The sequence below is a fragment of the Haemophilus sp. UMB1048 genome (genome assembly GCF_030218125.1).
Lineage (GTDB): Bacteria > Pseudomonadota > Gammaproteobacteria > Enterobacterales > Pasteurellaceae > Haemophilus_D.
On sequence record NZ_JASOPB010000006.1, the window covers coordinates 111,295 to 124,320 of the forward strand.

General features: G+C 40.5%; 13 protein-coding genes. 4 read left to right on the forward strand and 9 right to left on the reverse strand.

Translation table 11 applies throughout. From position 1 onward, the window contains the following. Window positions 1-48: 48 nt before the first annotated feature. The 9 genes from QP437_RS06975 to trmB form a co-directional block, all read right to left on the reverse strand. On the reverse strand, window positions 49-687 hold the full coding sequence (locus QP437_RS06975) for a NapC/NirT family cytochrome c (RefSeq protein WP_005696808.1): 639 nt from the start codon (window positions 685-687) through the stop codon (window positions 49-51). An 11-nt stretch (window positions 688-698) separates the two neighbouring features. Further along, window positions 699-1,127: a nitrate reductase cytochrome c-type subunit gene (locus QP437_RS06980; RefSeq protein ID WP_049356295.1), complete on the reverse strand. Its 429-nt coding sequence runs from the start codon at window positions 1,125-1,127 to the stop codon at window positions 699-701. Between the two features lie 21 nt (window positions 1,128-1,148). Next, the gene (gene napH, locus QP437_RS06985) at window positions 1,149-2,039 is read right to left on the reverse strand and encodes a quinol dehydrogenase ferredoxin subunit NapH (protein WP_065242846.1); all 891 of its coding nucleotides are present in this window, start codon (window positions 2,037-2,039) and stop codon (window positions 1,149-1,151) included. Next, window positions 2,039-2,944 (reverse strand): ferredoxin-type protein NapG, encoded by a 906-nt coding sequence (napG, locus tag QP437_RS06990; protein WP_049365641.1) that lies wholly within the window; start codon window positions 2,942-2,944, stop codon window positions 2,039-2,041. The genes napH and napG overlap by 1 nt, the downstream gene beginning before the upstream one ends. Window positions 2,945-3,060: 116 nt before the next feature. Continuing rightward, on the reverse strand, window positions 3,061-5,547 hold the full coding sequence (gene napA, locus QP437_RS06995) for a nitrate reductase catalytic subunit NapA (protein ID WP_285267391.1): 2,487 nt from the start codon (window positions 5,545-5,547) through the stop codon (window positions 3,061-3,063). Window positions 5,548-5,610: 63 nt separating this feature from the next. Further along, window positions 5,611-5,874, reverse strand: coding sequence for a chaperone NapD (locus tag QP437_RS07000; protein WP_049367905.1), 264 nt, complete (start codon window positions 5,872-5,874; stop codon window positions 5,611-5,613). Then, window positions 5,861-6,403, reverse strand: a complete 543-nt coding sequence (gene napF / locus QP437_RS07005; RefSeq protein ID WP_285267392.1) for a ferredoxin-type protein NapF — start codon at window positions 6,401-6,403, stop codon at window positions 5,861-5,863. The genes QP437_RS07000 and napF overlap by 14 nt, the downstream gene beginning before the upstream one ends. Window positions 6,404-6,625: 222 nt before the next feature. After that, window positions 6,626-6,967: a YggL family protein gene (locus QP437_RS07010; RefSeq protein WP_005696799.1), complete on the reverse strand. Its 342-nt coding sequence runs from the start codon at window positions 6,965-6,967 to the stop codon at window positions 6,626-6,628. A 51-nt stretch (window positions 6,968-7,018) separates the two neighbouring features. Beyond that, a complete protein-coding gene (gene trmB / locus QP437_RS07015; RefSeq protein ID WP_285267393.1) occupies window positions 7,019-7,765 on the reverse strand; it encodes a tRNA (guanosine(46)-N7)-methyltransferase TrmB in 747 nt (248 codons plus the stop codon). Between the two features lie 113 nt (window positions 7,766-7,878). On the opposite strand from trmB, the gene priA reads away from it, so the two are divergent. The 4 genes from priA (at window position 7,879) to QP437_RS07035 (ending at window position 13,014) form a co-directional block, all read left to right on the forward strand. Beyond that, complete coding sequence (gene priA / locus QP437_RS07020) at window positions 7,879-10,068, forward strand: primosomal protein N' (RefSeq protein ID WP_285267394.1); 2,190 nt, start codon at window positions 7,879-7,881, stop codon at window positions 10,066-10,068. 93 nt (window positions 10,069-10,161) lie between these two features. Beyond that, complete coding sequence (ftsN, locus tag QP437_RS07025; protein WP_285267395.1) at window positions 10,162-11,052, forward strand: cell division protein FtsN; 891 nt, start codon at window positions 10,162-10,164, stop codon at window positions 11,050-11,052. A 156-nt stretch (window positions 11,053-11,208) separates the two neighbouring features. Then, a complete protein-coding gene (locus QP437_RS07030; protein WP_285267396.1) occupies window positions 11,209-11,787 on the forward strand; it encodes a TetR/AcrR family transcriptional regulator in 579 nt (192 codons plus the stop codon). A 30-nt stretch (window positions 11,788-11,817) separates the two neighbouring features. Beyond that, complete coding sequence (locus QP437_RS07035; RefSeq protein ID WP_285267397.1) at window positions 11,818-13,014, forward strand: efflux RND transporter periplasmic adaptor subunit; 1,197 nt, start codon at window positions 11,818-11,820, stop codon at window positions 13,012-13,014. The last annotated feature ends 12 nt before the right edge of the window (window positions 13,015-13,026 follow it).

The window sequence follows — 13,026 nt, forward strand, 5'->3', positions numbered from 1 at the left end:
ACAAAATCGGCACTCAAAATGAGTGCCGATTTTGTTTTTGCTATAAGATTATTTTGCATCTTTGTTATCTGCAGGTTTTTCATTTGCTTTTAACATATCCGCTGGAATAAAGCTTTGTTGTACTTTTTCCATGTGTGGAAGGTTATGTGCAATACCTTTGTGACAATCGATACAGGTTTTGTTTTGTTCCTGTGCAAGTGCATGCATTTGTTGTGCCACAGTTTTTTGTTGAGTAAAGTCCATGTCATTGAAGTTATGGCAGTTACGGCACTCTTGTGAGTTATTCGCTTTCATACGCGCCCATTCGCGTTCAGCCATTTCTAAACGATGTTTTTCGAATTTTTCTTTAGTATCGACTTTACCTGTAAAGTGAGCATAAACTTCAGTCGATGCCTGCATTTTACGAACCATTTTTGGAATAAATTCATGTGGAACGTGACAGTCTGAACAAATTGCTTTCACACCTGAACGGTTACTAAAGTGGATTGACGCTTGGTACTCAGGTACAACGTCATTAGTATGACAGTCTGAACAGAATTGCTCTGTATTAGTTGTCGCCATTCCAGCATTAAACAGGTTAGTTCCAACGATAGTACCAATGATAGTTAATAAAATAACCCCACCAATTGCCATTTTGCTCGGAGAGCGTAACCAACGGCAAACTTTCTGAATGCTTGATTTAATCATGGTTTAGCTCCTTATTTACCTTGCATTTGACGAATAGTTTCAAATTTATTTTGGATAATTGGGTTCACGTTAGTTTGTTGAACGTGGCATTGTAAACAGAAATAACGACGTGGCGAAGTGCCTTCTGTTTTTTGTCCATCACGTGTTAAAAAGTGGCTTTCAGGTACGCGAGGTGCACCCGTTGTTGGAGCAACATCCGGAGAGTGACAGCCTAAACATTGGTTAGCATTCTTAGTCACTTGTAAACCACGAATGCTGTGTGGAACAAGTGGTGGTTGGTGAGGGAAGGTTACAGGAATATTACCAACATCTTTATAAGGATTCGTAAATGCTGGTGCAATACTTTCTGCTGTTTTATCAATGCTGTTTGCAACTTGCGGCGCATCGGCAAATGCCAATCCACTACATAAAGCCAGCATGAAAATAAATGATTTTTTCATGAAATCCACTCCATTAAATAATTAAATATTTTTAATTTTTATTTGTTTCTCAAAGCGAGAGCCAAATGTAAATACATTTTCTGCGCAAACGTCAATACAGCGTCCACAAGTAATACAATCTTTTGCCAATATAATTTGGCTATCTTCAGGTCCACCGTGTAAAGGAAGTCTTAATACTTGCGGTTCTGGGCAAACATTATAACAGTCCATACAACGGTCACAGCGATCGCGATCGACTACATTAATTTTTATCAGGCTTTTAGCACCAATGACACCATATATCGCACCAATTGGACAAAGGTGACCACACCAGCCATGCTCAGCAACAAGTAAGTCAAATAAAAAGATGACTGTAACCAACCAAAGGGTTGCGCCTGTTCCAAAGACAAAGATACGTCCAAGTGCTGCGACAGGATTTATCCACTCCCATAAGAGCGTACCCGTTATTGCACTACCAACTAAAATCACGGCTAAAATCACATAGCGAAGTTGACGTGAAATTTTTAATGATTGTCGAATACCTAATTTTCTACGTAACCAAGCTGCAGCATCAGTCACAATATTCATTGGGCAAACCCAACTACAAAAGGCTTTACTCGCAACAATGGCGTAGAATATGACAATCACTAAGGCACCAATAATCGTTGTGATTTCTGGTAGGTAACCTGTCACTAAACTTTCAGCGGTAATCAATGGATCTGTCAATGGTACAGTATCCAAAAGCATGCTTGAGCTGTAATTGCCTTTTAGAATCCAAACTTGCCAAATCGGGCCGCTTAAGAACATTAAAATAATACTTAATTGACTGATTCGACGTAGAATTAAAAAGCGATAAGCATGCCACCAACCGAGTTTTTGGCGAGCTTCTAAGCCTGCATCTTTAGGCTTATTCGGGGTATATTTTTCAGCCATTATTTAACCCCCTTAATGTTTAAGTCCAGATTTGGGAATTGCTCTGCTTCCGGAACTGTTGTTGGATTTGGTACATAATCCATTGTTGCACGGTTTGGTGTTGCAACTTTTTGGTTCGGTTGAACTTGCATTGGCTGATAAACCGGCTCATGTGAGCCTTCCGGCATACGAGCATCCATTGCTGGACGTAAGCCATCCGGATGTTGCTCCTCAATTAAGGATTTTCCGGCATTTTGTTTTTCTTTCCAGCCTAAGCGATAGTGGCGACCGAGTAGTCCTTTGGCGATATCCATCGGTAAGACTTTAATTGCCGCTTCTTCTAATACACAAGCTTGTTCGCATTTACCGCATCCGGTGCAAGCATCAGAGTGAACAGTTGGAATAAGCTTTGCATGAATCCCTGTACGATCATTGTGGATACGTTCAAGTGTAATCGCTTTATCCACTAATGGACAAACGCGGTAACACACATCACAACGCAACCCTTGCCAGTTAAGACAAGTTTCATGGTCTAGCAATACGGCTAACCCCATTCTCGCATCATTGATGTCTTTAAGTTCCTCACTTAATGCGCCACTTGGGCAAGCATTCATACAAGGAATATCCGGACACATTTCGCAAGGTTTATCCCGAGCGATAAAATAAGGTGTGCCAGCCTCCATTGGTGAAATCAGCGAAGCTAAATGCAACATATCATATGGACAGGCTTGGACGCATTGTCCGCAACGGGTACAAGCTGCCAAGAAATCCTTTTCCGGTAAAGCGCCAGGTGGACGCAAGGCGATTCCTTCTTTAGCTTTAGCTTGTTGTTGCTGTAAGCCAAGAATAATACCAACCCCACATACTCCGGCAGCCGTTCTTGTCACATTTTTTAAAAACTGACGACGGTTAGGATCAAGTCTCATCTGCGTTTCCTTTTATAAGCGGTCTGATTTTGTAAAAATGTTGCAAAATTTGACCGCTCTTATTTTAAATTCCCTTCTCTTTAAAGAGAGGAGCGACTAGAAACGAAAGGAAAATCCTACGCTTTTTCCACTTTAACCGCACATTTTTTGAAGTCGGTTTCGCCTGAAATTGGATCGGTTGCATCCAATGTTAATTTGTTAGCAAGCTGACCCGCATCAAAGAAGGTGGTGTAAATTAAGCCCTGAGGACATTTGTTACGACCACGGGTATCTAAGTAAGTGATCATTTCACCACGACGAGTGATTAACTTCACTTTATCCCCATGACGTAAGCCATATTTTTTTGCATCCGCTGGGTGCATCCAAACTAAGTTGTTCGGGAACGCACGGTGTAATTCAGGTACACGACGAGTCATGGTACCAGTATGCCAGTGCTCAAGTACACGACCAGTACATAACCATAATGGATATTCTTCATCCGGTGATTCTGCAGGTGCTTCATAAGGAACACCTAGAATAATCGCTTTTTTATCTGGATAGCCATAGAATGCGATATCTTCACCTGGTTTGACATACGGGTCAAAGCCTTCACGGTAACGCCATAAGGTTTCTTTACCGTCAACAACCGGCCAACGTAAACCACGTACTTGGTGATAAGTATCGAATGGTGCTAAGTCATGACCATGACCACGACCGAAGTCAGCGTATTCTTCGAATAAACCTTTTTGTAGGTAGTAACCAAAGTGATCGGCTTCATCATTGATGTATCCCGGAACATCGGTTGGTACTTTATATTTGTTTACTTCACCATTTTCGTAAAGCACTTCATATAAAGTTTTGCCACGATATTCAGGCATTTGAGCTAATAACTCTTCACCCCATACTTCATCAGTTTTGAAGTATTTAGCAAATTCAACAATTTGCCATAAGTCAGAACGAGACTCACCTGGGCCTTTTACTTGTTGACGCCATAATTGGGTACGACGTTCAGCGTTACCATAACCCCCTTCTTTTTCTACCCACATACAAGTTGGAAGAATTAAGTCTGCTGCAACCGCAGAAACGGATGGGTAAGGATCTGAAACAACGATAAAGTTCTCTGGATTACGCCAACCAGGGAAAATTTCGTCATTGATATTCGGGCCACCTTGCATGTTGTTGGTGGACATTTGCCATAAGAAATTTAGTTTACCGTCTTTTAAGGCACGGCTTTGTTGTACCGCTGGATAGCCAGGTACAGTTGGGATGGTGCCTTTTGGTAATTTCCATTTTTTCTCTGTAATTTCAACGTGTTTTGGATTGGTTACTACCATGTCCGCTGGTAAACGGTGAACGAAAGTACCTACTTCACGTGCTGTACCACAAGCTGAAGGTTGACCAGTTAATGAGAACGGACCACAACCTGGTTTAGAAATTTTACCGGTTAATAAGTGTACGTTATAGATCATGTGGTTAACCCATACACCACGAGTGTGTTGGTTAAAGCCCATTGTCCAGTAAGATACTAAGTTTTGTTCTGGATCTGCGTACATCTTCGCAAGAGTTTCAAGCTGATCTTTTGGTACACCAGAAATACGGTGTGCTTCATCTAATGTATAAGGTGCAACGATTTTCTTGAATTCTTCGAAGTCAGAATCGTGCATTTTACCTGCGGTTTTACGGTTTTTCGCTGCAACTTCAAGTGGGTGTTCTGGGCGTAAACCATAACCAATATCGGTTTCACCACGTTTGAATTTAGTGTGTTTATTAACAAAGTCCCAGTTTACTTTATCGTTTTGGATAATGTAGTTTGCGATGTAGTTAAGGATTGCAAGGTCTGAATGTGGATTAAACACGATAGGCACATCAGCTAATTCAAACGAACGGTGTTCGAATGTTGACATAACCACCACTTTCACATTATCAGAAGAAAGACGACGGTCAGAAATACGAGACCATAAAATTGGGTGCATTTCCGCCATGTTTGAACCCCAAAGCACAAATGCATCGGTTTTCTCGATATCGTTATAGCAACCCATTGGTTCATCCATACCGAATGTACGCATAAACGCAACTGCTGCAGACGCCATACAGTGACGAGCATTCGGGTCGATAGTATTAGAACGGAAACCAGCTTTCCAAAGTTTTACTTTTGCGTAACCTTCGTAGATGGTTGTTTGACCGGAAGAGAACATCCCAACAGCATTTGGTTCTTTTTTCTTCAAGATGTCTTTGATTTTTTCCGCCATGATAGTGAAAGCTTGATCCCAAGAAACGGGTGTAAAGTCACCTTCTTTATGGAATTTACCATCTTTCATACGTAATAACGGAGTTTGTACACGGTCTGCACCGTACATGATTTTAGAAAGGAAGTAACCTTTGATACAGTTTAAACCACGGTTTACCTCTGCATCTGGGTCACCTTGAGTTGCGACAACTCGACCATCTTTGGTTCCTACCAATACGCTACATCCTGTACCACAGAAACGACATGGCGCTTTATCCCATTTGATGCCCATATCTTCTGCCGCATCAACCTGTTTAACAGGGATGGTCATACCGGCAGCCGCTGCTGCTGCAAGCGCAGCATTGGCTTTCATAAAATCTCTACGATTAAGTTCCATAGTTTTCCCCACTCGTTGTTGAATTTTTTAGAATATACAAAATGGCATGTATACCTAAATTATTTATTTTTCATCTAAGTAATTAGAAATTAAAGAAACGACAATTACTCCTGGGATATCTTTAATTTCATCCATAAGATCCGCTAATGCTAATTGACGGTTACTTTCAAGGGTGACCACCAATTTGCCTTCATCAGATTTTTCGCCATGAATCTCAGCGGTTGGAATCGCTAAAATGGCTTCTTTGACTTGGTTAAGTTTTTCTGGTCTGGCTTGCACAACAATGCTGCATACATACCAGTTCTCATTTTCGCTAAATTGACTCATCGATATTTGTTTCAATATTAAAAATTTTTATTGCTTTTGTTGGGCAAACGCTTAAACAAGCACCACAACCATTACAGCTTTCTAAATCTAAAATGGGTTTTGCCACACCACCAAGCTGTAATCGAAAACGGATGGCATTCATCGGACAGCTATCTTGGCAACTTCGACATTCCACTCGATTTTCTGTTAGGCACTGCGTTGTAATCTCAACTTTATGTGTCCAAGGCTCTTCTTCTAATGAGTGAAAAATCGGTTGTTCACAGACTAAAACACATTTTTGACAGAAAGTGCACTCGCCCTTGTCAAATTGTATTTCAGGAAAGCCACCATCGCCTTTTACGATAATTTGGGTTTCACATACCAGTATGCAATCACCGCATCGAGTGCATTTATCTGTAAAGTCTGCTTCGTTTACCGACCAAGGTGGACGGATAGCATTGATACCTTGAATTTTAGCGTTTTCAGAATGTAACGATTGTAAAAATTGCCCACGTAATAATTGTCTGCGAGAAGGATTTTCAATCGCCATATTTTTCTTTAAAGTTCGGTATTTTCAAGGGGAGCATTATCTAGCTCCGATAACAAAATAGTAACTACCTAAAAGGAGTAATTTTTAAGAAATATACACTTTTATTGAGGTAGATCAAGGATATTTTGAAAGGAAATTAGGGATGTAAATAAATTGTTAAAATATAAGTGAAAATGATTATTAAATAGGGCGGATAATCCGCCCTGAAGTATGCTTAAAATATTATGCGTTTTTTGTTGGGTAATCCCACCAAATATCGAATAATTCACTGATTTCGATTTGTTGCAATTTATTCTCTTCTAACCATTTTTGTACTAATTGGCGATGGCTTTCATCACATTTGCCGATTTTCTCTAAGCAAACTAAGCCTTCCCAATGTAAATAGCCGCTACCTTCATAAGCTAAGCCGTTTGGTTGAATCACTTCAGCAATAAAACGATCAACGGTTTCATCGATAGTTTCGATGCTGGTTCCTTCAGCAAATTGCCAATTCACTAAAAAGCCTAATTCTTGGAATTCAGCTAAGTGAAGTTTTTTACGTTGACGTTGATTACGAGTTTTCATTTTCAATGTTCTCCTATGTTAAGGTAATGGGTATAGTCATCATCTCGATGATTATTTTTTCTTAAAGTATAAATCCCACACACCGTGACCTAAGCGATGACCGCGCGCCTCAAATTTTGTAAGAGGGCGGAAATCAGGACGTGGAATATAATCTTGTTCGGCAGTATTGACTAAATTTTCATTAGCTGAAAGAACCTCGAGCATTTGTTCCGCATAGTTCTCCCAGTCCGTAGCCATATGAATAAAGCCATTGGGTTGTAATTTTTGGACGATTTGCTCTACAAAGTGTGGTTGAACAATACGGCGTTTATGATGTTTTGTTTTATGCCAAGGGTCTGGGAAGAAAAGCTGTAAACCGCCCAATTCGCCGTCTTTCACACAATCACGTAAAATTTCAGTGGCATCATGGCAAATCACGCGAAGGTTTTTCACGCCTTTTTCTACCGCATAAGCAATACAGGCACCCACACCAGGTGTATGCACTTCAATACCGAGATAATTTTTATCAGGATTTGCTTCTGCCATATCCACTAAAGATTTCCCCATTCCGAAGCCAATTTCTAATATAACGGGATTCGTATTGCCATAAATCGTGGCAAAATCAAAAGGAGCGTTTTGATAATCTAATCCAAGATCAGCCCAGTGATCGTTCATCATATTTTTTTGAAAATCACTTAAGCGACCCGTCCGCAACACAAAACTACGAACTTTACGTTTATAACGACCATCTTCGGTAAATTCAGCCGTTTCAACGGTTTTACGTTTTTGATCAGCAAAGGTTTTTTGCTCTTCTGTCATGGTTTTTATTCGCTCAATTAAAATTGGCGGCGATTATACACTAAAAGGCAAGGTTGTGGGATTTTTCCACCTAATTCCCGTATAATAGCGAAAATTTTTAATTGTTTTTTGTTATGAATATTGTCCGAGTTGCATTAGCCGTACCGCTTCCCCGATTTTTTGATTATCTCTATTCGCCAGACTTGACGCCAATCGTAGGTGGACGCGTGTTGGTGCCTTTTGGTTCGCAAAAACGAGTCGGGATTGTGGTGGATTTGCCAGCCTCTTCGGATGTAGCAAAAGAAAAGTTAAAACCGATTATTGATGTGCTTGATGTTGAATCACTTTTTAATTCCACAACTTGGGATTGGTTAGCTTGGTCGGCTAATTATTATCGCGCAGCCTTAGGCGATGTGTTGTTTCAAGCGTTGCCAGTCAAACTTCGTAATGGAGAAAGTGCGGTTAAAAATGACCGCACTTTTTGGCGTATTACGGACCTTGGAAAACAAGCATTAGAATCAGGCGAATTAAAACGCGCAAAAAAACAAATTGAAGCCTTAAATTTATTGCTGACGCAAGATCTAGAAAAAGGTAACAATGAGAGCAGTTCCGCAATTTGGTCAGCGCTTAAAGGCAAAGATTATGTGGAAGAGATTATTGTGCCTACTGAACAAAAAAGTTGGCAGCAAGCTTTAGGGGATAATTCTTTAGTTAATCTTGATAATCGATTGACCTTAAACAAGCAACAAGCCCTTGCATTTAGCCAGTTGCTTTTCCAAGAAGGCTTTAATGTGTGGTTGTTAGAGGGCGTGACCGGTTCAGGTAAAACTGAAATTTACCTGCAATACATTGAAGAAGTCTTAAAGAAAGGCAAACAGGTTTTAGTGCTTGTTCCTGAAATTGGGCTTACCCCTCAGACCGTGAGACGGTTCCAAGCTCGCTTTAATGTAGAAATTGATGTATTGCATTCCAACTTGAATGATACACAGCGCTTAAATGTCTGGGAGCGAGCAAGAACAGGACAGAGTGCAATCGTAATTGGCACGAGATCGGCGCTTTTCACCCAGTTTTCAGATCTTGGCTTAATCATTTTAGATGAAGAACATGACGGCTCGTTTAAACAGCAAGATGGTTGGCGTTATCATGCGAGAGATTTAGGTATTGTTTTAGCGCAAAAACTCAATATTCCTATTTTGTTAGGTTCTGCCACCCCAAGTTTGGAAAGTGTGAATAACGTACAAAATGGTAAATATCATCATTTGGTGCTATCAAAAAGGGCTGGAAATGCGACCGCACTTCGCCAGTTTGTGATTGATTTAAAACATCAACGAATTCAAAACGGCTTATCCGAGCCGCTATTGAAACGTATGCAAGAACACTTAGAAAAAGGCAACCAAGTGTTGTTATTCCTTAATCGACGTGGATTTGCCCCTGTGTTGTTATGCCATGAATGTGGTTGGATTGATGAGTGTCATCATTGCGAAAAACCTTATACCTATCACCAACACCAGCGTGTTTTACGCTGCCATCATTGTGGTGCGCAAAAAACAGTGCCAATGCAGTGTGGGCATTGTGGTTCAACGCATTTAGTCACAACGGGTTTAGGTACAGAACAACTGGAGGAAACCCTAAAAGCACGTTTCCCGCAATATAATATTGCTCGTATCGATCGTGATAGTACAGCACTAAAAGGCAAGCTTGAAGGTTATTTAGAGGATATTCAGCAAGGTAAAAGTCAGATTTTAATTGGCACCCAAATGTTAGCCAAAGGACACCATTTTCCGAATGTCACTTTGGTTGCTTTAGTGAATGTGGATAATGCCTTGTTTTCCCTTGATTTCAGAGCCGAAGAACGTTTGGCGCAGCTTTATGTACAAGTGGCAGGGCGCTCAGGCAGAGCCGAAAAACAGGGTGAAGTGGTTTTGCAGACACATTATCCGGATCATCCGTTATTAACTACCTTGCTTGAAAAGGGTTACCAAGCCTTTGCAGAAGAAACCTTAAAGCTACGCCATAATATGGGCTTGCCTCCGTTTAGTTTCCAAGCGTTGTTTAAAGCACAATGTCGTCATTCTGAAGAGGCGGAAAATGCATTGTCGCAATTAGCGTCTTTCTTCTATGAACAAAAAATAGAAGGCTTGCAAGTGTTGGGGCCGATTCCCGCACCGTTTAGCAAAAAAGCGGGGCAATATCGTTGGCAGTTGCTATTACAGCACGCTTCTCGGAAACAATTACAGGCGGCATTAAGTCGATATTCGCCAGAGCTGATAAAGTCTTCTCAAGTGCGGTTGATTTTAGACGTGGATCCATTGGATTTGAGTTAGCAAAAATTCCCTAGAAAAATGCACAGTTTTTCAGTAGAATTAGGCGTTTTTTATACTCTAAGTTTAATTTATCGAATATTTTAGGATTTTATCGTGGCTCATCGAGATTTTGCCGGTCGAAGCGGCTCAAAAAATAATAAAAAGAAAGCAAAGAAAAGTTTTAATCGCAATACCTTAATTGTTCTTGCGTTGGTGGCGGTATTAGGTTTTGGGTTAGGTCTTTACTTCTTAAAAAGTAAAACACCAGCACCAGTAGTGACGACAAATGTTCAGCCGGAAAAACCACAACCGAAAAGTGTGTTACCAAATCGCCCAGAAGAGGTGTGGCACTATATTAAAGAATTAGAAACTCGTACGGTACCGGTGGATAATAATCCTTCTTCAGTTGAAAAAAATATGCGTTTGACGGAAGAACAGCGTCAAGTGCTTATTCAAATGGAAAAAGAACAAAAGGCGGCAGAAGAAGCGAAAAAATTAGAAGCTCAACGTAAAGAGCAAGAAGCGGCGAATGCAGAAAAAGCCGCGGCTCAAGCACAGCAAGTTCAACCAGCACAGACAGTGCAAGCTCAGCCAACACAGCCACAGCAAACAGCAAAAACGGAAGTGAAAAAGCCTGAGCCAGTTAAAAAAACAGAGCCAGTTAAAAAGCCTGAACCTCCGAAAAAAGTAGAAGTAGTGAAGGCGGAACCAGCTAAAACGGAACCTGCTAAAACTGAGCAACCGAAAAAAGCAGAACCGAAACCTGCTGAACAGCAAGTACAGGCTGGCGGCAAAAAATTTGGTTTACAATGTGGTGCATTTAAAAATCGTGCGCAAGCAGAAAGCTTACAAGGTCGTCTAGCGATGGCTGGCGTAAATGCACAAATTGCGACAAGTGAAGAATGGAACCGCGTACGTGTAGGACCATTTGGTAGTCGAGATGCAGCAACAGCAGCACAAGATAAAGCAAAATCAGTGGCGAGTTGCGTTGTGATTGGAATGTAATTCAGAATTTAAAAGTGCGGTTAAAAATAACCGCACTTTTTTTATATTTTCACTTGCCAAAAAACGAAAAATCAATAAAATGAACGTTCATTCATTTTTGATGTTCATCTTAAATGACCTTTCTCATATATAACCCTAAGAATTTAATTTTTTATTATGCGACAAGTAAAAGCCTCTAAAACGAAGCTTGATGTCAGCGAGCAGATCTTTGATGCAACAGATCGTCTTATGGCAAAAGAAGGATTACATTATCTTTCTATGCATAAGTTAGCCAAGGAAGCAGGCATCGCAGCTGGCACGATTTACCTTTATTTTAAGAGTAAAGACGAGTTATTAGCACAATTTGCTCGTCGAGTGTTCAATAAGTTTGTTGTGGCGATTGAAGAAGGTTTTGATGAAAACCAATCTTTTTTCGAGCAATACAGAAAAATGTGGTGGAATATTTGGCATTTTCTGCAAGAAAATCCAACGATTCTGTTAAACATGAATCAATATCGATCTTTGCCAGAGTTTATTGAAACCTGCAAAGAAATGGAGCATTCGTGTTGGGATCAGTTTTGTATAAAGGGACAAGCAGCAAATGTGTTAGCTGATTTAGATCCTCATCTGTTATTTTTGCTGAGTCTTAAAACCGCAATGGTTTTAGCCTCAGATATTAAATATCTCGGTACGGTAGTAACCGATGCGATGTTAGAATCTGTCATTGAACGCTCTTGGCGTGCAATTCAGAAGTAGTCATTTTATTGTCTTAATGGAGTTTTCCAAATGAGTATAACTCAAACTAATAGACCAAAGCGCTCACACGTTTTCTTTTTGAAATTAGCGTTAGGCGTATTTGTGTTAATTTTTGCTGCAATGATTTTTCTTAATCATATGAAAGCAAAAGGTATTGCTGATTTCTTAGCAAATAAACCTGAAACAGCTTCTCCTGTTACCGCAATGACAGTTAAGGCTTCAGAATGGACGCCGATCATTGAAACAACAGGTCTTGTTCGTCCAAATCAAGGGGCGATGTTAAGTGCACAAAGCGCTGGAACCGTGTCTAAAGTGCTCGTGCAAAATGGCCAAAGCGTGAAAAAGGGTGATTTGTTAGTTGAGTTAGATAGCTCGGTTGAGCGTGCAAGCTTACAAGCCGCACAAGCTCAGGTGGTGTCATTGCGTCAAACTTATCAACGTTATGCAAACCTTGCGGGCAGCGGGGCTGTTTCTCGTCAAGAATTAGATAATGCAAAAGCAGCTTATGAAGCACAAGCGGCAAATATTGAGTCATTAAAAGCGGCAATTGAACGTCGCCAAATCGTGGCACCATTTGATGGTAAAGCCGGTATCGTGAAAGTGAATGCTGGTCAGTACGTTTCAAACGGTACTGAAATTGTGCGTGTGGAAGATCGTTCTTCTATGAAAGTGGATTTTGCGATTGCTCAAAACCTATTAGATAAATTGCATATTGGTCAAAAAGTAACGGCTACGGCAGATGCGCGTAAAGGTGAAACTTTTGCCGCGAAGGTTACAGCAATTGAGCCAGCAATTAATTCTTCAACGGGTTTAGTCGATGTTCAAGCAACGTTTGAACCAGAAGATGGAGCAAAATTATTATCCGGTATGTTTACTCGCTTAAATGTTGCTTTACCAACTGAGCATAATCAAATCGTTGTGCCACAAGTGGCAGTGAGCTACAACATGTATGGCGAATCGCTTTATATTTTGACCGCACTTTCCGATGAAGATATTGAGAAATTAGGCGGAGCAGAAAAAGCGGCGAATATGTACCGTGCAAAATCAATCACTGTATTTACGAAAGATCGTCAAGGTATTTATGCACAATTAAAAGGCGATGAAGTTAAAGTCGGCGATAAAATTGTGACCGGCGGTCAGCAAAACTTAAGTAACGGTGCATTAGTCTCTGTTGCAGATAAAGCGGGCGTAGGTACTGAACAACCTGCGAATAAAACGAATCTTTAATTAGGAAAAGCG

Bases quoted from the DNA above. Each gene is read 5' to 3' on its own strand.
- QP437_RS06975 (WP_005696808.1), bottom strand. From the start codon at position 687: ATGATTAAATCAAGCATTCAGAAAGTTTGCCGTTGGTTACGCTCTCCG.
- QP437_RS06980 (WP_049356295.1), bottom strand. From the start codon at position 1,127: ATGAAAAAATCATTTATTTTCATGCTGGCTTTATGTAGTGGATTGGCA.
- napH (WP_065242846.1), bottom strand. From the start codon at position 2,039: ATGGCTGAAAAATATACCCCGAATAAGCCTAAAGATGCAGGCTTAGAA.
- napG (WP_049365641.1), bottom strand. From the start codon at position 2,944: ATGAGACTTGATCCTAACCGTCGTCAGTTTTTAAAAAATGTGACAAGA.
- napA (WP_285267391.1), bottom strand. From the start codon at position 5,547: ATGGAACTTAATCGTAGAGATTTTATGAAAGCCAATGCTGCGCTTGCA.
- QP437_RS07000 (WP_049367905.1), bottom strand. From the start codon at position 5,874: ATGAGTCAATTTAGCGAAAATGAGAACTGGTATGTATGCAGCATTGTT.
- napF (WP_285267392.1), bottom strand. From the start codon at position 6,403: ATGGCGATTGAAAATCCTTCTCGCAGACAATTATTACGTGGGCAATTT.
- QP437_RS07010 (WP_005696799.1), bottom strand. From the start codon at position 6,967: ATGAAAACTCGTAATCAACGTCAACGTAAAAAACTTCACTTAGCTGAA.
- trmB (WP_285267393.1), bottom strand. From the start codon at position 7,765: ATGACAGAAGAGCAAAAAACCTTTGCTGATCAAAAACGTAAAACCGTT.
- priA (WP_285267394.1), top strand. From the start codon at position 7,879: ATGAATATTGTCCGAGTTGCATTAGCCGTACCGCTTCCCCGATTTTTT.
- QP437_RS07030 (WP_285267396.1), top strand. From the start codon at position 11,209: ATGCGACAAGTAAAAGCCTCTAAAACGAAGCTTGATGTCAGCGAGCAG.
- QP437_RS07035 (WP_285267397.1), top strand. From the start codon at position 11,818: ATGAGTATAACTCAAACTAATAGACCAAAGCGCTCACACGTTTTCTTT.